This window comes from Streptomyces sp. NPDC059169, from assembly GCF_042755225.1.
Classification (GTDB): domain Bacteria; phylum Actinomycetota; class Actinomycetes; order Streptomycetales; family Streptomycetaceae; genus Streptomyces.
Genome location: NZ_JBHZCF010000010.1, coordinates 289,812 through 311,867, shown reverse-complemented (window position 1 = coordinate 311,867; position 22,056 = coordinate 289,812). Strand labels below are relative to the sequence as shown.

8 protein-coding genes are annotated in these 22,056 nt (G+C 73.1%); all 8 read right to left on the bottom strand.

Features of this window, described 5'->3' with window-relative positions:
• Nucleotides 1-7,127 (bottom strand): amino acid adenylation domain-containing protein (locus ACFXOM_RS20785; protein WP_385038713.1); only part of this gene is annotated, 7,127 nt, incomplete at its 3' end.
• Between the two features lie 47 nt (nt 7,128-7,174).
• Nucleotides 7,175-8,173, bottom strand: a complete 999-nt coding sequence (locus ACFXOM_RS20780; RefSeq protein WP_385038722.1) for a TauD/TfdA family dioxygenase — start codon at nt 8,171-8,173, stop codon at nt 7,175-7,177.
• 8 nt (nt 8,174-8,181) lie between these two features.
• A complete protein-coding gene (locus ACFXOM_RS20775) occupies nt 8,182-8,394 on the bottom strand; it encodes an MbtH family protein (protein ID WP_384930387.1) in 213 nt (70 codons plus the stop codon).
• Nucleotides 8,395-8,553: 159 nt separating this feature from the next.
• Nucleotides 8,554-9,735 carry a cytochrome P450 gene (locus ACFXOM_RS20770; RefSeq protein ID WP_385038710.1) on the bottom strand — a complete coding sequence of 394 codons (1,182 nt, stop codon included), beginning with the start codon at nt 9,733-9,735 and terminating at the stop codon, nt 8,554-8,556.
• On the bottom strand, nt 9,729-10,562 hold the full coding sequence (locus tag ACFXOM_RS20765) for a thioesterase II family protein (protein ID WP_384930393.1): 834 nt from the start codon (nt 10,560-10,562) through the stop codon (nt 9,729-9,731). Before ACFXOM_RS20765 ends, ACFXOM_RS20770 begins: the two co-directional genes overlap by 7 nt.
• Entirely contained in the window at nt 10,559-12,397 is a 1,839-nt protein-coding gene (locus ACFXOM_RS20760; protein WP_385038707.1) for a non-ribosomal peptide synthetase, read from the bottom strand. The genes ACFXOM_RS20765 and ACFXOM_RS20760 overlap by 4 nt, the downstream gene beginning before the upstream one ends.
• A 185-nt stretch (nt 12,398-12,582) precedes the next feature.
• Complete coding sequence (locus tag ACFXOM_RS20755; RefSeq protein WP_385038704.1) at nt 12,583-17,082, bottom strand: amino acid adenylation domain-containing protein; 4,500 nt, start codon at nt 17,080-17,082, stop codon at nt 12,583-12,585.
• Between the two features lie 52 nt (nt 17,083-17,134).
• On the bottom strand, nt 17,135-21,862 hold the full coding sequence (locus tag ACFXOM_RS20750; RefSeq protein ID WP_385038701.1) for an amino acid adenylation domain-containing protein: 4,728 nt from the start codon (nt 21,860-21,862) through the stop codon (nt 17,135-17,137).
• Nucleotides 21,863-22,056: the final 194 nt, after the last annotated feature.

Here is a 22,056-nt window from a genome sequence, read left to right as displayed (position 1 = left end):
TCGGTGCCGGCGCCGAGCCGGGTGAGCAACGCGGCCAGACCGGCCTGGAAGGTCATGAACAGGGTGACCCGGTGCTCGCGCGACAACTCGACCAAGGCCCGGTGGAGCCCGGCGTCGACCGGCAGGACGACCCGGTCCCCCCGGTGGTCGGCGCGGGCGCCGCGGGGTCGGTCGACGGGGAGCGAGAGCTCCTCCGGGAGGCCGGCCAGGGCCTCCCGCCAGTAGGCGAGCTGACGGGAGACCAGGCTGTCCGGGTCGCCCTCGTCGCCGAGCAACTCACGCTGCCAGAGCGCGTAGTCCGCGTACTGCACCGGCAGCGCGTCCCACTCGGGCAGCGAGCCGCCCCGACGGGCCGCGTAGGCATCCGCCAGGTCACTCAGCAGCGGGCCCATCGACCAGCCGTCGCCGACGATGTGGTGCAGCGCTACGACCAACACGTGCTCGTCGGCAGCGACCCGGAGCAGGGTGACCCGGACGGGCGGTTCGGCGGCCAGGTCGAAGGGACGGCGGGCTGCCCGCTCGACCTCTGCCTCCACCGATTCCGCAGTGCAGTCGCGCAGTTCGACCGGGAGCGGGGCGTCGGTGGCGGCGAGGACCAGCTGGTGCGGTTCGCCGTCCTGCTCGGTGATCAGCGTCCGCAGGGTCTCGTGCCGGGCGACCAGGTCCCCCAGGGCACGCTCCAGGGCGACCGGATCGAGCGGACCGCGGACACGCAACGCGAGCGGCATGTTGTAGAGCGCACTGGGACCCTCCATCCGGTCGATCAACCACAGCCGCTGCTGCGCGAAGGAGAGCGGAAGCCGCTCTGGACGCCCACCGGCCGTCAGCACCAGCCGCGCCCCGCCACCATCCAACCGCTGAGCCAGACCGACCACCGTCGGCGCCTCGAACACGTCCCGGATACCGACTTCGGCACCGAACACCGAACGAACCCGACTGACCAGCCTCATCGCGAGCAACGAGTGCCCACCAAGAGCAAAGAAGTCATCATCGACCGAAACCGGCCCCGCCACCCCGAGCACCTCACCGAACAACCCACAGAGCAACTCCTCACGCGCCGTCCGAGCCACCCGGCCACCGGTGGCCACCGCGAACTCCGGGGCGGGCAGCGCTGCCCTGTCGAGCTTGCCGTTCACGGTGAGCGGCAGCGCGTCGAGCGTCACGAAGGCCGCCGGCACCATGTAGTCGGGCAGGGTGGCGGCCGCGTGCGCACGCAGCACGGCAGGGTCGAGCGGGGTCTGGGCCACGACGTACGCGGCCAGCCGGTTGCCCGCCGTGCGGTCCTGGTGTGGCAGCACGGCGGCTTGGAGGACGTCGGGGTGAGCCGTCAGGGCGTGCTCGATCTCGCCGAGTTCGATCCGGAAGCCGCGGATCTTGACCTGGTGGTCGGTGCGGCCCAGGTAGTCGATCCGGCCGTCCGTGCGGCGCCGGGCGAGGTCACCGGTGCGGTACATCCTCTCCCCCGGTGCGAACGGGTCGGCGACAAAACGCTCCGCGGTCAGCGCCGGGCGACCCAGGTAGCCGCGGGCCAGGCCGGCGCCCGCCACGTACAACTCACCGGGCACACCGGGCGGGACCGGGTTCAGGTGCTCGTCCAGGACGTGTGCGCGGAGATTGGGCAGCGGACTGCCGATGAGCGGGCGCGGGTCGTCGGAGAGCCGGTGGTACAGCGCGTCCACGGTGCACTCGGTGGGACCGTACATATTGAGCACGACGGTGTCCGGGGCGGCGGCGAGGGCGGACCAGAGCGTCTGGCCGATTGCCTCGCCGCCGACCATCAGGAGCGCCGGCGGGCAGCGGTCGAGCAAGCCTTCCTCGACCAGTCGTTCGGCTTGGCCGGGGGTGACGTCGAGGACGTCGGCGCCGGTCTGCTCCGCGTAGCGGACGAGGGCGGCGGCGTCGCGGCGCAGGTCGTCGTCGAGCAGATGGAGTTCGTGGCCGGCGACCATCCACAGCAGGGTCTCGAGGGCCGTGTCGAAGGAGAGCGAGGCGGTGTGGGCGAGCCTGAACCTTCGTCCCGGGTGCATCTGCCGGGCCGCGGCGATGGTCTCGCCGCGGTGGAAGGCGAGCAGGTTGGCCAGGCCACCGTGACGGACCACCACTCCCTTGGGGCGGCCGGTGGATCCGGAGGTGTAGATCACGTAGGCGGCGTTCGACGGGCCGACCCGGACGGGCGGGGCGTCGGCGGACCGCCCGGCCCAGACCCGCTCTGCGGCGTCCAGGACGACGAACCCGTCCAACGTCTCGGGGAGCGGCCAGCCGGCACCACGCAGGACGGCCGCCGGGCGGGCGTCGGCCAACATGTGGGCGATCCGGTCCCGGGGGTACTCGGCGTCCAGCGGCAGGAACGCCGCACCGGCCTTCAGCACGGCGAGGACGGAGACCACCGTGTCCACCGAACGGGGCAGGGCCAACGCGACCACGTCCTCCGGGCCGATACCGGAAGCGATCAAACCGTGGGCGAGCCGGTTGGCGCGCGCGTCCAACTCGGCGTAGGTCAGCCGGGTCTCCCCGAAGACCACAGCCGTGAGACCGGGCGTAGCCGCCACCCGAGCCGCGAACACCGCCGGAACGAGCTCGTCCGCGCCGGAGCGGGCGGTGTCGTGCCACTCGGCCAGCGCGGCACGGCCGACCTCGCCCAGTACGTCCAGCTCCGCGACGGGGATGTGCGGGTCGTCGGCGACCTGGGCGAGCAGGCGCAGCAGCGCCTCGGCGAGTCGTTCGACGGTGGTCCGGTCGAAGAGGTCGGTGGCGAACTCCAGGCCGCCCTCGAGGCCGGACGGGCTGCCATCCCGGTGGTGGCGCTCGGCGAGGTTGAGAGCCAGATCGAACGCGGTGGTGGGCAGGCCGAGCGGCTCGTGGGCGGTGCGGGTGCCGGGGAACTCGGGCCCGCCGCCGCCGGTGTTGTCGAAGGCGATCATCACCTGGAAGAGCGGGTGCAGCGCCAGTGAGCGCGCGGGGTTGAGCTCCTCGACCAGCCGCTCGAACGGCACGTCCTGGTGCCCGTACGCACCGAGGTCGGCCTCCCGGACGCGGGCCAGCAGCTCGGCGAAGGTGGGCCGGCCGGTGAGGTCCGTGCGCAGCACCAGGGTGTGGGCGAAGAAGCCGACCAGGTCGTCGAGTGCCGGGTCGAGACGGCCCGCCAGCGGTGTGCCGATCGGCACGTCGTCACCCGCGCCGAAGCGGTGCAGCAGGGTGGCGTACGCGGCTTGGAGCACCATGAAGAGGGTGACGCCGTGAGCGGCGGCCAGGCCGGAGAGCCGTGTGTGCAGCTCCGCGTCCAGCTCCAGCGGGACGACGTCGCCGCGGTGGCTCGCGACCGGCGGGCGGGGCCGGTCCAACGGAAGCGGCAGCTCGTCCGGCAGTCCGGCCAACGTGGTTTTCCAATAGTCGAGTTGGCGGGCGAGCGGGGACTGCGGATCGGTGTCCGCGCCGAGCGTCCGGTGCTGCCAGAGGGCGTAGTCGGCGTACTGCACCGGCAGCGGCTCCCATACCGGCGGCCCACCGCCGAGCCGCGCGGTGTAGGCCTCGGCGAGGTCGCGGAAGAGCGGCCGCAACGACCAACCGTCGCTGGCGATGTGGTGCATCACCAGGAGCAGCACGTGCTCGTCGGGCGACTCGGGCGACAGGTAGGCGTGCAGTGGGACGTCACGAGCAAGATCGAACGTGTGACCGACGAGCTCCTGCGCCGGACGATCGGTGACGGTGAGCAGCGGGGCCGGTGGGGCGAGCAGGATCCGCTGGTACGGGACGCCGTCGTGCTCGTCGAAGACGGTGCGCAGGCTCTCGTGGCGGGCGACGACGTCGCCGAGCGCGTGCTCCAGGGCGACTGCGTCCACCGGGCCGGTGAGCCGGAGGGCGAGGGTGACGTTGTAGGTGGCGGCTGGGCCCTCGGCCTGGCCGAGGAACCACAGCCGGCGCTGGGCGAAGGAGACCGGCAGCCGATCGGGCCGGGGTTCGGGGCGGAGCGCGGGGCGGATCGGGTCGACGGCGAGTCGGTCGGCGAGGGCGGCGACCGTCGGGGCTTGGAAGAGGTCGCCGATGGCGAGCTCGGCGCCGAGCTCGGCACGGGCACGGCCGACGAGGCGGGTGGCCAGCAGGGAGTGGCCGCCGAGCTCGAAGAAATCGTCGTCGATGGTGATGTCGTCGATGCCGAGGAGCTCGCCGAACAGCGTGCACAGGGCGCGCTCGCGTGCGTTCCGCGGGGCACGGCCCGAGGTGTCGGCACCCAGCTCGGGGGCGGGCAGCGCACGCCGGTCGACCTTGCCATTGGCGTTGAGCGGCAGGGCGGGCAGTACGACGACGGCCGAGGGGACCATGTAGCCGGGGAGGCGATCGGCGGCGAACTGCTTCACCTCGGAGGCGAGTTCGGAGCCGAGTGCGGGATTCCCGTCCAGGGCGGAACCGTGCACGGCGCAGTAGCCGACCAGCCGCGTGTCGCCGGGGCGGTCTTCGCGGGTGACCACGATGACCTGTCGGACGGCCGGGTGGCGGGAGAGCACGGCCTCGATCTCACCCAGCTCGATCCGGAAGCCCCGCAGCTTGACCTGACCGTCGGCCCTGCCGACGAACTCGATCGCGCCGTCGGCCAGGCGGCGGACCAGGTCGCCGGTGCGGTACATCCTCTCCCCCGGTGCGAACGGGTCGGCGACAAAACGCTCCGCGGTCAGCGCCGGGCGACCCAGGTAGCCGCGAGCCAGGCCGGCGCCCGCCACGTACAACTCACCGGGGACACCGGGCGGGACCGGGTTCAGGTGCTCGTCCAGGACGTACGCGCGCATGTTGTCGAGCGGGGCGCCTATCGGTGGCCGGGGGCCGGTCAGGTCGGCGGGGGCGAGGTGGTGGTGGGTCGCGAAGGTGGTGGCCTCGGTGGGCCCGTAGACGTGGGCGAGCAACAGGTCGGGGCAGTGGTCGAGGACGCGCTGCATCAAGGTGCCCGAGGCGGCCTCGCCGCCGGTACAGACGGCCCGGACCGTGCGGAAGGTCTCCGGGGCCTGCTCGGCGATCAGGTCGAAGAGCGCCTTGGTGAGGAAGACGGCCGTGACGTCGTGCCGGGTGGCGACGGCCTGCAGGGCGGCGGCGTCCAGGCTGCCGCGCGGGGCGATGACCACCGTGCCGCCGGACAGCAGCGGCGTCCACAGCTCGTACGTGGCGGCGTCGAAGGCGTGGGGGGAGTGCAGCAGGATGCGCCGGTGCCGACCGTCTTGCCAGCGGCGGTCCGCAGCGAGGCCGACCACGTCGCGGTGGCGGACCGCGACGCCCTTGGGGGTGCCTGTGGAGCCGGAGGTGAACATCACGTAGGCGAGCCGGTCGGGGTGGACCGGGACGTCGGGGTTCTCCGCCGGCGCAGCCGCCTCGTCACCGGGGCGGACCACCACGGCGGTGTGCGCGAAGCCCGGATCGGCGCGGTCGGTGAGCAGGACGGGCGCGGCGGTGTCCGCGAGCAGCGCGGCCATCCGCTCCGGCGGCAGGCTCGCGTGCATCGGGACGTAGGCGCCGCCGGCCTTGAGCACGGCCAGGGTGGCGACGACCAGGTCGACGGAGCGCTCCATCAGCAGGGCGACCGGGGACTCCGGCTCGACGCCGGAGGCGATCAGATGGTTCGCCAGCCGGTTGGCGCGCGCGTTGAGCTCGGCGTAACGAACGGCGCCGCCGTCGTCGGCGAGCGCTATCGCGTCCGGGGTGCGGGCTGCCTGAGCCTCGAACAACTCCGGCAACGAGCCGGACGGGACGGGCGCGTCGGTGGCGTTCCACTCGTCTCGCAGGCGGGCGTGCTCCTCGGGGGCGAGGATGTCGAGGGTGCCGATCGGCGCCTCGGGGTCGGCGGCAGCGGCGGCCAGCAGCCGGCCTAGGCGCTCGAACAGGGAGGTGACGGTGGCGCGGTCGTAGAGGTCGGCGGCGTACTCGGCCGATCCGGTGAGGCCCGCCGGGGCTCCGTCGCGGGTGCGCCGCTCGGTGATGCCGATGTTGAGGTCGAACTTGGCGACCCGCAGGCCGAGCGGCTCGGGCGCCGACTCGAGACCCGGAAGGCCGAGTGCGCCCTCCTCGTGGTTCTGCAGGACGAGCAGGGTCTGGAACAGCGGGTGACGGCCGCGGGTACGCGCCGGGTTGACCTCTTCGACCAGCCGCTCGAACGGCACGTCCTGGTGGGCGAACGCGTCGAGCTGGGACTCCCTCACCCGACGGAGGAGTTCGGCGAAGGACGGGTCTCCCGAGGTGTCGGTGCGCAGGACCAGGGTGTTGACGAAGAAGCCGACCAGGTCGTGCAGCGCCTCGTCGGACCGGCCGGCCACGCCGGTGCCGAGCGGGATGTCCGTGCCGGCGCCGAGCCGGGTGAACAGCGCGGCCAGGCCGGCCTGGAGGACGGAGAACAGGGTGGCGCGGTGCCGCCGGGCCAGGTCGGTCAGGTCGGCGTGCAGTTCGGGGCCGTAGCCGAACGACAGGGCTTCGGCGGCGCCCGTCGGGACGGGCGGCCGCGGGCGGTCGACCGGCAGGTCCAGTTCCTCCGGCAGTCCCGACAGCACATCTCGCCAGTAGTCGAGTTGACGGCTCAGCAGGCTGTCGGGGTCGCTCTCGTCGCCGAGCAGTTCGCGATGCCAGAGCGTGTAGTCGGCGTACTGGACCGGCAGTGGCTGCCAGTCGGGGGCGGAGCCTTCGAGGCGGGCGGCGTAGGCCGCGGCGAGGTCGCGCAGCAGCGGACCCAGGGACCAGCCGTCGCCGGCGATGTGGTGGAGCACGACGAGCACCACGTGCTCGGTGGCGGGCCGGGCGGTCGTGAGCGAGAAGACCGTGATCCTGATGGGGAGTTCGGCACTCAGGTCGAAGACGTGCGCAGCGGCCCGGTCCCTGAGGACGGGGTAGTCGCCCGGTGCGCAGTCCACCGTCTCGAAGGCGATGTCCGCCTCCGCGGACGGCAGGATCCGCTGCACCGGGACTCCCCCCGTCACCGGGAACACCGTGCGCAGGGCCTCGTGCCGGGCGACCACGTCCGCCGTCGCGGCCCGCAGCGCGGCGGTGTCGAGCGCGCCGCGCAGGCGGACCGCGAACGGCAGGTTGTAGAGCGCGGTCGGCCCTTCGATCTGGTCGATCAGCCAGAGACGCTGTTGTGCGTACGAAACCGGGATCACGGTGCTTCCTCTGCTCACATCACGGCACGGATGGTGTTCGGGTCGCCTCAGGCGGGGACTGGGGTGGTGGACTGCACCGTGGGCCGACAGTCCAGGAGGTCCACGGGACGGCCCATGGCGACGGCGATCCTGCGGTCACCGCGGTACGGGTCGCGGCCGTGCGCGCAGAGCACGTTGTCGACCAGCATCACGTCGCCGACCTGCCAGGTCTCGCGGACGGTGGCGGCGTCGTAGGCCGCGTTGAGGTCGTCCACGTCCTTGCGGGAGAGCGGCTCGCCGTCGCCGAATCCGGTGTTGAACGGCAGGCCGTCCGGGCCGAACTCGTCGACCATGGCCTCCCGGATGTCGGGGTCGAGCGACCACTCGTTCCAGAAGGCCAGGTGGTTGAACCAGACCTCCTCGTCGGTCTGCGGGTGGTGGACCGTGGCCGAACGGAGCTGGCTGGTGCGCAGGTTGCCGTCCGGCTGCCACTGCCAGGCGATGCCGTTCTCCCGGCAGTACCGCTCGACGTCGGCACGGTCCTCGGTACCGAAGGCAGTGCGCCAGCCGAGCGAGACGTAGTCCGAGTAGTTCCGCGTGAGCGTCCAGCCCGAGGTCCGGCCCCGTTCCACCAGGTCGTCGGGGAGCTCGGCGAGGACCTTGCGGACATCGGCGGTCGGGGTGGCGCCACCCGCTTCGGGGGCGGTCAGGCAGGCGAAGAGCAGCCGCCCGGGGAAGGTCAGGGTGTAGCTGTTCTCGTTGTGCATCCGGATCGACTGGGCGGGCGGCAGGTCGGTGGACGAGAAGACGCCGTTGCCGAAGTCACTGCGAGGGGTGGCCTTCTCCCGGTACGGGGTGGGCTCGGGGATCAGCACGTCGCGGACGGCGGCGACGTCCGCGCTCTGCGTCACCGGCAGCCCACGCAGGAAGAGGGTGCCGTGCTCGTACAGGGCGGCGGTCAGTTCGGCCTCGTGCTCCCGCAGCCACTCGCAGGCCTCGTCGAGGTCGGCGGTGCCCGGCGCGTGGGCGAGCGCCGGACGACCGGGTGCCAGTTCCCAGATCGGCATGGTGGCGCTCACCGCTGGTCGAGGGTGGCGAGCAGACTCGCCGGGCGGATGTCGGTCCAGTTGGCCTCGATCCAGTCGAGGCACTCCTGGCGGCCGGCCTCCCCGTGGACGGTGGTCCAGCCGGCCGGCACGTCGATCCAGACCGGCCAGAGCGAGTGCTGGTTCTCGTCGTTGACCAGGACCAAGTAGCCGGCGTTGTCGTCCTCGAACGGGTTGCTCATGGTGGTCTCCGTAGGGTGGGAGGAGCTCTGGGTGTGCTTCGAAGGTAGGGGCGCCGGACTGGCCTGAGCGGCACAAGTTCCGGCAGGTGGGCGGCAGTTACGGCAGGCGGCGGGGGCAGCCTGCTGCCCTCGGGCCGCACCGCGCGGCCGGCTGCCGGGTCATCGGGGGGTGAGGCGGACCGGGAAGTGGTCCAGGCCGAAGTTGATGATCGAACGGTTGTGGCGGACCGGTCCGGTCGGCTCGATGCGGGCCGCCTTCTCCAGCGCTGCCGCGTACAGCGCGCTCAACTCTGCCTTGGCCAGCGGGGCACCGATGCAGTAGTGGGCGCCCAAGCCCAGCGCGAGGTGCTTGTTGGGCGAGCGGTCGAGCCGGATCTCCTCGGGGCGCTCGAAGACCTCCGGGTCCCGGTTGGCGGACCACACCCAGACCGCGACCCGGTCGCCGCGGCGGATCTGCCGCCCGCCCAGCTCGACGTCCCGGGTGGCGGTGCGCAGCGTGTGCAGGCCCACCGACGTCCAACGCAGCAGTTCGTCCACGGCGGAGTCCATGGACACCTCGCCCTGCTGCAGCTTCCGCCACAGGTCCGGTCGTTGGACCAGGGTGTGCAGCCCCATGGCGGCTGTGTGGCGGACCGTCTGGACGCCGCCCACGACGATGTTGTCCAGGTTCAGCACCACGTCTTCGACCGGTAACAGTCGCCCACCGACCTCGTAGGTGGCCATCATGGAGATCAGGTCGTCCCGCGGGGCGGAGCGGCGCAGCATCACCTGGTGCAGCAGGTACGGGATCAACTGCTGGTGACCGGCCCGGCGTTCCTCCGGCGTGCGGCCGAGGAACCCCACGTCGCAGACCCGGACGACCATGTCGCGGTCCTCCTCGGGGACGTCCAGGAGGTCGCACATGACCGCGAGCGGCAGCGCGGAGACCACGTCCACGAGGTCCGCCTCGCCCTGCTCGACGGCCCGGTCGAAGAGTTCACCGGCCCGTTCGGCGATCGAGCGGGCGGCACCGCGTACCCCGCCCTTGGAGAAGAACGGGTTGGCGGGGGCGCGCAGTTCGCGGTGGCGGGGCGGGTCGGTCAGGGCCATCATCCGGCCCGAGCCGACCGGTACGGTGCCCTGCCCCGAACCGAGCAGCGAGCCGGACTCCGAGCTGAAAACGGCCGCGTTGCGCAGCACGTCCGCCGACTCCCGGTAGGTGAGCACCGACCAGACGGGGCCGTCGTCGAGGGTGTCCGTGCGGTGGACGGGTGCCTCACGGCGTAGTTCGGCGACCAGGTCCGGGGTATCCGGCAGGGCCCACAGCCCCGGGTCGGTGAGGTCGATGGTGGTGGTCAGCATCTCTGCTCCCTGGGGGCGGTGCGGAACGGAGGGGAGGTCTGGCCTCTCGTCAGAAGGGAGGCCAGGAGGCCGACCGGGCCGGGCCGGTCGACCGTGGCGAGCAGGTGCCCGCCGGGGACGACCCGGTGGCGGAATTCACCGCGGGTGTGGGCCGCCCAGCCGGTGAGGCCGGCGGTGGCGAGCATCGGGTCGTCGGCCCCGGCCAGGGCGTGGAGCGCGGAACCGATCGGCGCACGGGGACGGTGGCGGTAGGTGGCGCTGACGGCGAGGTCCGCGCGGATGGCTCCGAGGGCGAGCTCGACCAGCTCGGGATCGGCCCGGACCATCTCCTCCAAACCGGTGAGCCTGAGGAGTTCGGACGCGTCCAGGTCCCTGGTCCGGCGCTCGGCCCACTCGGCGGGGCAGGGGGCACCGACCGCGACCAGAAGCTCTGGACGGCGGTCGGCGGGCAGTGCCCGGGCGACCTCGTAGGCGAGCAGGGCTCCGAAGCTCTGCCCGTAGAAGGCGAACCGGCCCCCGTCGCCCCCGGTCAGGTGTGGGGTCAGCGCCTCGACGACGGCAGTCACCAGCGCGTCGAAGTCGGTCGGCATCGGGTGCCTGCTGCGGCCGCCCCGGGCCGGCGGGCGCAGCGCCCAGACCTCGGCCACGGGGGCGAGGGATCGGGCCAGCGGGGTGTAGGCGGTGGCATCCCCACCGGCGTGCGGGAAGCAGAACAGCCGCACGGGTCTGTGGGGTTGCGGCGCGGGGACGAGCAGCCAGTCGCCCTCGACCCGGGGACGGACGGTCCGCGCCGCCGGGGTGCCCGGTGTGGTGGTCGCTCCGGTCATCGGACGGCCGCCCGGCGGGCGGTGAGGGCGGGGCGGGCAGTGGCCGGACCTGCCTCGGCGGCACGGCGGACGGCTGCGGTGAAGCCGGCCAGGTCGGCGGCGTCCAACAGGTGACGGAGCTGCAGCTCGACGTTGAGCTTGCGGCGGAGCAGGTGGACGACGCGCAGGGCGGTGAGGGAGTGGCCGCCGAGGGAGAGGAAGTCGTCCGTCGGCGCGACGCTGGGCACACCGAGCACGGTGCGCCAGACTTCGGCGACCTGCTCGTCCACTCCCCCGGCCGCAGGCGGCTCGGCGGCGGCCTCGGGTGCGACGTCGTCCGCCGCCGGGGCGGGCAGGGAACGGTGGTCGACCTTGCCGTTGGGGGTGAGCGGCAGGGCGTCCAGCACGGTCACGGTGGACGGCACCAGATGGGCGGGCAGGGTGCGGCGCAGCTCGGCCAGGAGGTCGGCGGGTCGGGCGGCTGCGCCGGTGACGTATCCGGCCAGCCGGTGGTCCCCGGGCGCGGCCTCGTGCACGGTGACCGCGGCGGCGGTCACCCCGACCAGCGCGCCCAGCGCGTGCTCCACCTCGCCCGGCTCGATGCGGAAGCCGCGCAACTTCACCTGGCGGTCCACGCGTCCGACGTACTCCAGCAGACCCTCGGCGGTGCGGCGGGCGAGGTCGCCGGTGCGGTACATCCGGGCACCCGGCTCCGGCGCGAACGGGTCCGCGACGAACCGGCCCGCGGTCAGGCCCGGGTGGCCCGGGTAGCCGTGGGCCAGGCCGGGCCCGGCCAGGTACAGCTCGCCGACCGCGCCGACGACCGTCACGGGGGCGAGCCGGTCGTCCAGCAGATGGGCGCGGACGCCGGGCAGCGGCTCGCCCAGGTGCGGGGCGGGGCCGGTGATCGAGGTGGTGGACGCGTCGACGGTGCACTCGGTGGGGCCGTACAGGTTGAGCGCGTCGATGCCGCCTTCGGCCAGCTCGCGCCAGGTCCGGGCGGGCACCGGCTCACCGCCCATGAACAGCCGCGGGACGCGGGCGCCGGCCAGCGGCTCGCGGAGCAGCTGCCAGTGCGAGGGGGTCAAGTCGAGGTCGGTGACGTTCCGTTCGGCGAGCAGTCGGGCCAGACGGGCCGGTTCGGCGCGATGGGCGTCGTCGATCACCACCAGGGTGTCGCCCCGACAGACCCGGATCCACTGCTGGACGGACGCGTCGAAGGAAACGCTGGCGTTCCAGGCGACGACGCCCGGCTCGGGTCGGTACGCGCCGGTGGCTTCCAGGGCGGCGGCGAGATCGGCAACGGCTCCGTGTGGGACCTCCACGCCCTTGGGGCGACCGGTCGAGCCCGAGGTGTAGATGACGTAGGCGGAATCGAGCGGGTGCGGGGTGCATGCGGTCACCGGTCCGTCGGTGCCCCGGTCGGCCGGCGCGGTATCCGGGCGGAGCACCGGGACGCCGTCCGGGACGGGCGGCGCGGCGTCGGTGCTGACCACGGCGGCGAGGCGGGCGTCCGCGGCCATGAAGGCGATCCGCTCGGCCGGGTAGGCAGGGTCGAGCGGGACGTACGCGGCGCCGGCCCGCCAGGCTGCGAGCAGCGCGACCGGCAGGTCGGCGGTGCGGGTGAGGTGGATGCCGACCCGGTCGCCGCGCCGCACGCCGTGCTCCTGCAGGGCACGGGCCAGGGCCGTGGTCCGTCGGTCCAGGGCGGCGAAGTCGAGGCTGCCGTCGACGGCGTGCACGGCGGGCCGCGCGGGGTGGGCCCGGACGGCGGCGCGCAGGCGGGACAGCAGGTCGGCGGCGGGACGCGGAGCGGAGTCGGGGGTGCTGCTGGACGGTTCGGCGTAGCTGGTCATGCGAGGGCACTCCTCGGTGGTCGGTGGGGCGGGGGGAATCACTCGGGCGTGGGTGTCGCGTCGGCGCAGCAGGGCGGAGTCGGCGGGCGGTGCCGTCCCGACGGCCCGAACACGGCGTGCGCGCGCCCGGTCCGACAGACCCGTCGGGCGAGCGGCACTGACCGGCGTCCGCGGCCGACGGCGGGTCAGACGTCGGCGGCCAGGCGGGCCAGCGCCGTCGCGTAGGCGTCGACGAACTCCCCCGCCGTGGCGTCGTCCACCACCGCACGCTGGTGGTCCACGGCGAGCAGCACGCGTTGCGAAACGGGGTCCTGGATCAGGGAGGCGCCGAAGGCGAAGCTGTTGGGCTCGTGCCGCAGGGTCGGCTCGCAGCCGATCCGGCCGTCCTCGATCCGGGCCCCGCTGAGCCGTCCCAGCGCGTGGAACCGCAGGTAGCCGAACTGGCTGTCCAGCGCCGTGTCGGCCATCATCCGGGCCAGCCGGGCGAACGGCACCCGGCGGTGCGGCATCATGTCCAGCTCCTCGCGGTGCACGTGCCGCACCAGGGCGGCCAGGTCCTCGTCCGGCTCGGCAACCAGCGGGACGGTGTTGAGGAACAGTCCGTACACTTCGGTCCCGCCGTGCCGTTCCAGCCGGCCGTTCGTCGCCAGCCCCGTGGTGACCCGATGGCGCCCGGTGATCCGGGCGAGGGCGTGCAGGTGGGCGGCGAGCGCGACCGACTTGACCGGGACGGCGAGCGCGTCGGCGACCGCGCGCAGTTGCCCGGGGGCCTCGGGCAGCACCCGCTCGAGGGTGCGCGGCAACTCGTGGACGTCCTCGCTGCCGGGCCACAGCTGCCCGGTGGCACCGTCGAGTCGCCGGTGCCAGTACGCCAGGGAGTCCTGCTCGTCGGCTGCCGCGCGCTCCACCGCGACGAAGTCGCGGAAGGCGGTGCGCGGCGGCGGGGTGGGCGCGGAGGCCGGGTCGGCGGCGAGCGCGGTGTGCCGCTCGAGGATCTCCGTGAGCAGCGAGGTGAAGCTCCAGCCGTCGAGGATGGCGTGGTGCTCGGAGATGGTGAGCTGGTAGGCGCCGTCGGCCAGCCGCTGGACGGTGATCCGGAAGAGCGGCGGTTCGGTCAGGTCGAAGGGCCGGTCCCGGTGGTGCTCGAACGCGGTACGCACCTGGACGTCCTGCTCCTCAGCCGCCGCCCTGCGCAGGTCGACGAACTGCACCGGCGCCGGCAGCGCGCCGTGCACCAGCTGGAGCGGTTCGCCGTAGCCGGAGAGGTCGAGGCCGGTGCGCAGGACGGCGTGCCGGGCCATCGCCTCGTCGACCGAGCGGCGGAAGGCGGACTCGTCGAGGTCGCCGGTGATCCGGTAGGAGTTGACGTTGTGGTAGCTGTCGGTGCCGCCGGCGACTTCCATATGGAAGACCATGGAGAGCTGCATCGAGACCATCGGGTAGGCGTCGACGATCCCGGGTGGCAGTTCGGCCCGGTCCGCTGCGGCGATCAGCGCGAACGGCCGGTGCGCAGCCGGGTCGACGGCCACCGGGCGGGCCCGTGGCAGCAGTTCGGCCACGGTGGGTGCGTCGAAGACGTCCCGCAGGGTGACCTGCCAGCCCCGCTCGTGCAGGGCTCCGGCCAGTTGGACGGCGCGGATGGAGTCCCCGCCGAGGTGGAAGAAGTCGTCGTGGACGCCGACCCCCCCGATTCCGAGCACGTCCGTCCAGACACCGGCGAAGAGTTCCTCCTCCGGCGTGCGCGGCTCGACGTGCCGGCCGGTGGCGGCGGGTGCGGCCCGGTCGGGCGCGGGCAGCGCGGACCGGTCGACCTTGCCGTTGACGGTGAGCGGCAGCGCGTCCAGCACGGTGACGGTCGCCGGGATCATGTAGTCGGGCAGCGAACGGCCGAGGAAGGCCCGCAGGTCCCGGGGCTCGGCCGGGGCGCGCCCGATGACGTACGCCGCGAGCCGGTCCTCGTGCACGGTGACCACGCAGGCGTCCACCTCGGGGTGGGCGGTGACGGCGTTCTCGATCTCGCCGAGCTCGATCCGGAAGCCGCGCAGCTTCACCTGGAAGTCCGCCCGGCCGACGTACTCGAGACCGCCGTCGGGCAGTCGCCTGGCGACGTCGCCGGTCCGGTAGAGCCTGGCACCGGGCGGCCCGTACGGGTCGGCGACGAACCGGCCTGCGGTGAGGTCCGGCCGGCCCCAGTAGCCGTGCGCGAGGCTGCCGCCGCCTACGTACAGCTCACCGGGGACGCCGGGTGGGCAGGGGCGCAGCCAGTCGTCCAGGACGAGCGCGGTGAGGTGCGGCAGGGGTTCGCCGACCACGCTGCGCTCGAACCCCGCGCCGTCCTCGGCGACGTCGTGGGCGGTGACGTGGACGGTGGTCTCGGTGATGCCGTAGAGGTTGCAGAGCCGGGCCGGTGGCAGTGGGTCCAGGTCGTACCAGCGCCGGACCGCTCCAGGGTCGAGCGCTTCGCCTCCGAGCATGATCCACCGCAGCTCCGGCAGGGTGCGCGGGTGGCGGCGGAGCGCCGGTTCGAGCTGGCGCAGTGCCGAGGGCGTGAGGCAGAGGTGGGTGACACGTTCCTCGTCGAGCAGGCCGGCGAAGTCGTCGGGCGAGCGGCTGGTGAGGTAGGGCACGACGACCAGGCGCGCGCCGTGCAACAGGGCGCCCCAGAGCTCCCAGACCGTCCAGTCGAAGGCGTAGCTGTGGAACAGCGTCCAGACCGTCTCGGGGCCGAATCCGAAGTGGTCCCGACCGGAGTCGAGGAGGCGGCTGACGTGCTCGTGGGCTACGGCGACCCCCTTGGGGCGGCCGGTCGAGCCGGAAGTGAAGATGAGATAGGCCAGGTCGGCGGGACGGCCGGCGGCGCGGGGACGGTCGGCCGGGCGGGCGGCGATCTCCTCCGCGCGGGCGGCGAGGTCGAGGGTCTGCCAGGGGCCGTCCGGTGCGCGGTCGGGCCGGTCGGTGACGACCAGGGTGACGGCGGTGTCGCCGAAGACCAAGGCCGCCCGGTCGGCCGGGGCGGCGAGGTCGACCGGGACGTAGGCGGCGCCCGTCTTCAGTACGGCCAGGATCGCGACCGGCACGGCGGCGCTGCGCTCGAGCAGCAGGCCGACCCGGTCGCCGGGACGCACCCCGCGAGCCAGCAGGGTGTGGGCCAACCGATTGGCCCGGCGGTCGAGTTCGGCGTAGCTGACGGTGCCGTGCGGGTCGCTCACGGCGGGCCGGTCGCCGTGGGCGTCGGCGGCCCGCTCGAAGAGGTGGTGCAGGCAGTGGCCCGGGGCGAGCCGTGCCGGGCGCTGCTGTTGGGGGTCGGAGGTGAGCCGGAGCACGGTGGCGTTCGGGTCTGCCAGGGCCGTGTCCAGCAGGCCGGCATAGTCGGCCGCGAGTCGGCGCACGGTGGCGGCTTCGAAGAGGTCGCTGCTGTACTCGGCCTCGCCGCGCAGCTCGCCGCCGTCGGCGCCCTCGAAGACGGACCAGGTGAGGTCGAACTTGCTGGTGCCGTTGGCGCGGACGGTTCGCTCGGCGGTCGCGGCGCCGAGCACGAGTGGCGCGCGCTCCTCGGAGTGGGCGCCGAACACCACCTGGACCAGCGGTGGGTGTTGCGGGCTGCGTGCGGTGCCGAGTTGGTCGACCACCTGGTCGAAGGGCACGTCGAGGTAGCCCAAGGCGTCGAAGACCCGGTCCTGGAGGTCGGCGAGCAGTTCGCGGAAGGTGGCGTCGGGGGCGAGCCGGACGCGAAGGGGGAGCAGGTTGACGAAGTAGCCGATCAGATCGGTGAGTTCGGGACGGCTGCGGGTTGTTGCCGGGGTGCCGACGAGCAGGTCGTCCGCTCCCGTCCAGCGTCCCATCAACAGGGCGAAGGCGGCGAGTTGGACGGTGAACGGGGTGACGCCCTCCTGCTCGGCGAGTTCCCGGACCCGGGCCGCCGTGCCGGGTGCGAGGTCGAACGGCTCGGTGGCTCCGCGCTGGCTGCGCTCGGCGGGCCGCGGCCGGTCGCCGGGCAGCTCCAGGAGGATGGGGGCGCCGTCGAGGCGCTCCTTCCAGTGGGCGAGGTGTTCCTCGTAGGAGACGTACTGCTCCTCCTCCGCCCAGTCGGCGTACTGGGTGGTGAGCGCCGGGAGGACGGGGGCCCGGTGCTCGCTCGACGCACTGTACGCCTCGACGAGTTCACGTTCGAACACCTCCGCCGACCAACCGTCCCAGACGATGTGGTGGACCACGAACAGGACGGTGGTGCGGTGCTCGGCGATCCGGAACGCCTCCGCGCGCAGCAGCGGACCCGCGGTCAGGTCGAACGGCTCGGCGGCCCGCGCCGCGATCAACTGCTCCGTCCGGTGTACCCGCTCCGGTTCGGGCAGTTCCCGGAGGTCGGTGACGGCGAGCGGTACGTCGAGGGTGCGGTGGACGTACTGGCGGGGGCCGTCCGGGTGCAGGGCGAAGGTGGTGCGCAGCGCCTCGTGCCGGGCGACCACGTCGTCCAACGCCCGTTGGAACAGCACGAGATCGAGCGGGCCGGCGACGTCGTACGTCCAGGGGGTGGTGTACGTGACGGACTGTGGGTTCCACCGGTCCAGGAACCAGAGGCCGCGCTGGAGGCCCGAGACGGGCACGGTACGGACCAGGCCGGCAGGCAGGTCGGTCGCCGGGGCGGCCGGCGGCGGCGCGGTGGGCAGGTCGGCGGACGGGCTCACGGCTCGTTCCCTTCGGTCGGGCGGGTGGTGGGGCGGTCGAGGTGCCGTGTCGTCACGAGGCCAGCCGTTCGGCGATGACCCCGACCGTCCGGCCGCGGAAGACGACCTGCGGCGGAACCCGGGTGCCGGTCTGCTGGGAGAGCCGCATGGCGACCCGGACCGCAGCCAGCGAATTGCCGCCGATCCGGAAGAAGTCGGCGTCCGGTCCGAGGTCATCGGCGAGCCTCAGGACGGCACGGACGGCGTCGGCGACCAGCCGCTGGTCCGGGGTCAGTGGGTCGACCGGGGTGACCGCGGGGCGTTGGGCCGGGGCGGGCAGGTCCCGGCGGTCGACCTTGCCGTTGGGGTTGAGCGGCAGTGCGTCCAGCACGTCGATCGTGGCGGGCACCAGGTGCTCGGGCAGCAGCCCGGCCAGGTGGTGGAGCAGCTCCTCCGGGTCGGGTGCCGGCACTCCGGAGGCGGCGGTGACGTACGCAGCGAGCCGGCGGTCCCCCTGGGCGGGCTCATGGACGGCGACCGCCGCCTCCCCCACGGACGAGTGGCGGGTGAGAGCGTCCTCGATCTCCCCGGGTTCGACACGGAAGCCGCGGATCTTCACCTGGTCGTCGATCCGGCCGGTGATCTCCAGCACTCCCTCCGCCGTCCGGTGGCCGAGGTCACCGGTGCGGTAGAGCCGCTCGCCGGGCGCGCCGAACGGGGAGGCGACGAACCGCTCGGCGGTCAACCCGGGCCGACCGACGTATCCGAGGGCCAGCCCGCCGCCCGCCGCGTAGAACTCGCCGGTGGTGCCGTCCTGGACGGGACGAAGTCGCTCGTCGAGGACGTGGACCGCCTTGCCGTGCAGCGGGCTGCCGATCGGGATCGAGGGACCGGCGGCGTCGTCCCGGGTGGCACGGTGGCAGGTGGTGAGTCCGAGACTCTCGACCGGACCGTAGCCGTTGGCGACGACCAGGTCCGGGTACTGTGCGAGCGCTTTGCCGACATGGGTGACGGAAGCGCGCTCACCGGCGGTGAAAGCCACCCTGAGGTCGCGGTAGGTCTCCGGGAACTCCTCCAGGAGGAAGTTGAACAGGCTGGCCGAGAGCTGGAGTTGGGTGACCCCGTGGCGGGGGGTGAGTTCGGCGACGGCCTGCGGGTCGGGCCGTTGCCCGGGCTGGAGCACGCACGTCCCGCCGAAGGCCAGCGCGCCGTACAGCTCCAGGGCGAAGGCGTCCCAGGAGACCGGGGAGCACTGGAGCCAGACCTCGTCGGGCCCGAAGCGGGCGTAGTCCTGGCCGAGGTAGGTGGTGGTGAGGGCACGGTGCGGGACGGCCACTCCCTTCGGGCGGCCGGTGGAACCAGAGGTGAACATCACGCAGGCGAGATCGGCCCCGGTGACCGGAAGGCCCGGGTCGTGGCCGTCCCGTGCGGCGACGGCGACAGCCGCGGCATCCAGGTCGAGGTGGCGGGCGACCGGGAACGCCGGGGTCGCGTTGCGGTGGGTGACCAGCAGGGCGGCTCCGCTGTCGGCCACCGCGCCGGCCATCCGCTCGGCAGGGAAGTCCGGGTCGAGCAGGGTGTAGGCGGCGCCGGCTTTCAGGGCGGCGAGCAGGGCGACCACCAGATCCGGTCCGCGCTCGACCAGGACCGCAACGGTGTCGCCACGGCCGATGCCCAGGCCGCCGAGGTGGTGGGCGAGGCGGTTGGCACGCTCGTTCAGGGTGCCGTAGTCGAGTCGGTCCTCGGCGCAGACCAGGGCGAGGGCGTGGGGGTCCCGGGCCGCCCGGTCCTCGAACAGCGCGTGCACGGGCGCCTCGACGGCCGCGGCGAGAGTGCCGAGCCACGCCTCGCACAGCTCGGCCATGGTGGCGGGATCGAACAGCTCGGAGTCGTACTCGAAGCGACCGGTGAAGTCGGTCCCCCGGTCGTCCACGGAGATCGACAGGTCGAAGCGGGAGACCGGGTTGGAGTGCAGCTCTCGGGTGACCTCGATGCCACCGACGGTCAACGGGCGGGTGTCCAGCGGATGCAGTTCCAGCAGTACCTGGCAGAGCGGATTGCGGTCCTCGGTGCGGTCCTCGGGACGCTCTTCCATGACGGCGCCCGCGATGGCGTCGAACGGCGCCTCCTGATGACGGTAGCCTTCGATCGCCACCTCACGAACCTGCCGCACCAACTCGCGGAAGCCCATCCCCTCGTCGAGCCGGACGCGCAGCGGCAGCAGGTTGACGAAGTAGCCGATCAGCGCGTCGAGTTCGGCCCGCCCACGGACGCTCACCGGGGAGCCGAGTACCAGATCGCGCTGGCCGGTGCGCCGGTGCAGGGTGAGTGCGAGCCCGGCCAGCAACACCATGAACGGCGTCGCGTCCTCGCTGCGGGCGAGGGCCCGCACGGCCTCGGCGACCGGGCGGGGCATCGCGAACCGGTGGAACGCTCCCCGGAAGGACTGGAGTTCGGGACGTGGTCGGTCGGTGGGGAGAACGGGATCGGTGGGCGCCTCGCGCAGGTGCTCGCGCCAGTAGCCGAGTTGCCGATCGGCCGTGCCGTCCCGGTGCTGCCAGCTGCTGTAGTCGGCGTACTGGACGGGGAGCGCGGGAAGGTCTGCGGGACGTCCCGTGGCCAGGGACTCGTACAAGGCCGCCAGTTCGGCTTCCAGGACGGGGAGCGAGCCCTCGTCCCAGACGATGTGGTGGCAGAGCAGCAGCAAGGTGGACGTCCCGCCGGTGCGGTAGAGGTGGGCGCGGACGAGCGGGCCGGTCTCCAGGTCGAAGGGCACCAGCGCCGCCTCGGCGATCAATTCGTCCAGGGCGGCGGGCGTGGTCTCCTTCACGGTGAACGGCAGCTCCACGGTGGAGTGGACCACCTGTCGGGGGCCGTCCTCGCCCAGCTCGAAGGTGGTGCGCAGTGCCTCGTGCCGGTCGACGACGCCGGTCAGGGCCCGGCGGAGCAACTCCGGGTCGACCGGCCCGGCGAAGCGGAACACCCAGGGCACGATGTAGGTCGGCGCTCCCGGATTCCACTGGTCCAAGAACCAGAGCCCGCGTTGGAAGGCGGCGAGCGGCGCTTCGGTGGCACCTGTCCGGGTCAGCTCCGGGCGCTCGCCGCCGTCCGAGGCGGCGGTGACCGCGGCGGCGAACTCGGCGAGGGAGGGCGCGTCGAAGATGGTGTAGGGCGAGATCATGCCGAACACGTCGAAGACCCGGCCGACCACGCGCACGGCGGTGAGCGAATCCCCGCCCAGGTGGAAGAAGTTGTCGTCGGCTCCGACGTCGGGCACCCCGAGTACGTCCGCCCAGACGGCGGCGATCAGCTGCTCGGCGGGCGTGCGCGGCGGACGGCGGACGGCGGACGGTGCCGCGGGCGCGGATCGGGGCTCGGGCAGCGCCGCCCGGTCCACCTTGCCGCCGGTGGTCAACGGGAAGGCTGCCAGCGGGGTGACGGTCGCCGGGACCATGTGCTCGGGGAGCCGCTCGGCCAGGTGGGCGCGCAGCTCGGCGATGTCGGGGGCGGATCCCGTCAGGTAGGCGGCGAGCCTGCCCTCACGTGCCACCACGACCGCTCCGGTGACGCCCGGGTGGCTGACCAGCATCTGCTCGATCTCACCGGGCTCGACCCGGTAGCCGCGGATCTTCACCTGGTGGTCCGCACGGCCGACGAACTCCAGCGCGTCATGCCCCCGAGGTCGTCGGACCAGGTCACCCGTGCGGTACATCCGGGCACCTGGCTCAGCCGCGAAGGGGTCCGCGACGAACCGGCCGGCCGTGAGGCCCGGGCTGCCGTGGTAGCCGGAGGCCAGCAGCGGGCCGCCGAGGTACAGCTCGCCCGTTGTTCCGGGCTCCACCGGACGCAGCCGGTCGTCCAGCACGTACGCGTGGCGGTCGCCGAGCGGGCGGCCGATCGGGACCGTGTCTCCCGCTCCGGCCACCGGTCCCGCCAACTCGTGGACGGTGGCGGTCACGACGGTTTCGGTCGGCCCGTAGGCGTTGAGCAGCGGCACGCCGGTGGCGGCCCACCATCCGGTGGCGGCGTCCGGGTAGAGCCGGTCGCTGCCGGAGATCATCAGACGGAGGGTGCTCGGGGGGCGGCAGCCCTCGCGCAGCGCCGCCACCACCTCCTGGAAGTAGCCGGCGGCAAGGTTGGCCACGGTGACGGCCTCGACGTCCAGCAGCTCCAGCAGCGCCGCGGGGGCGAGCAGTTGGCGCTCGGGAACGACGATGCAGGCGCCGACCGAGAGTGCGGTGAGTACCTGTTCGACAGCCACATCCACGGTCGGGCGGGCGAAGTGCAGCACCACGTCGTCCTCGGTGAGACCGAAGCGTTCGACGGCGGCTGCCAGGTGGTCACTCAGCGCGGGGAAGGGGACGTGCACACCCTTGGGGTGACCGGTGGTGCCGGAGGTGTAGATGAGGTAGCCCGCGGTGGACGCACGGCTCTGCCGGTCCGGCACGATCGCGGGTCCGTCGAGGTCCTGCCCGTTGGCCGCCTCGACGAGTTCGCCGTCCGTGTAGGCGAGCACGGCGCCGGCGTCCGCACGGATCCACCGGTTGCGCTCCTCGGGTGCCTCCCGGTCCAGCGCCAGGTAGGTGGCGCCGGCTCGGATGGCGGCGAGCAGGCCGACCACGTGATCGAGCCGGTCCCGGCCGGTGACGGCCACCGTCCGCCCGGGTGCGATACGGGCGGCCAGGGCGCCGCTCAGCTCGTCCAGCTCCCGGTAGGAGACGGTCCGGGAACCGAGCCGTAGGGCCGGGCGATCCGGGAACCGGCGTGCGACTGATACGAACGGGAAACCGCGAGATTCCATCATCCAACCCCGATGAATTAACAATGCTGCGGGTAGTGGCCTCGACGATAGAACGGCCCTTCCGGGACGATCGGCAGAATTATCGGAAGACCATCGGCAGTTTCAACTGCCGCTTGAGGAATGCACATCACCACAAACGAAACAGCCCGTCGAGACACGCACAGGCGCCTCGCCGGGCTGCTAAAAGAACGCTT

Coding starts and splice junctions, on each gene's coding strand:
- ACFXOM_RS20780 (WP_385038722.1), bottom strand. CDS start 8,173: ATGCCGATCTGGGAACTGGCACCCGGTCGTCCGGCGCTCGCCCACGCG.
- ACFXOM_RS20775 (WP_384930387.1), bottom strand. CDS start 8,394: ATGAGCAACCCGTTCGAGGACGACAACGCCGGCTACTTGGTCCTGGTC.
- ACFXOM_RS20770 (WP_385038710.1), bottom strand. CDS start 9,735: ATGCTGACCACCACCATCGACCTCACCGACCCGGGGCTGTGGGCCCTG.
- ACFXOM_RS20765 (WP_384930393.1), bottom strand. CDS start 10,562: ATGACCGGAGCGACCACCACACCGGGCACCCCGGCGGCGCGGACCGTC.
- ACFXOM_RS20760 (WP_385038707.1), bottom strand. CDS start 12,397: ATGACCAGCTACGCCGAACCGTCCAGCAGCACCCCCGACTCCGCTCCG.
- ACFXOM_RS20750 (WP_385038701.1), bottom strand. CDS start 21,862: ATGGAATCTCGCGGTTTCCCGTTCGTATCAGTCGCACGCCGGTTCCCG.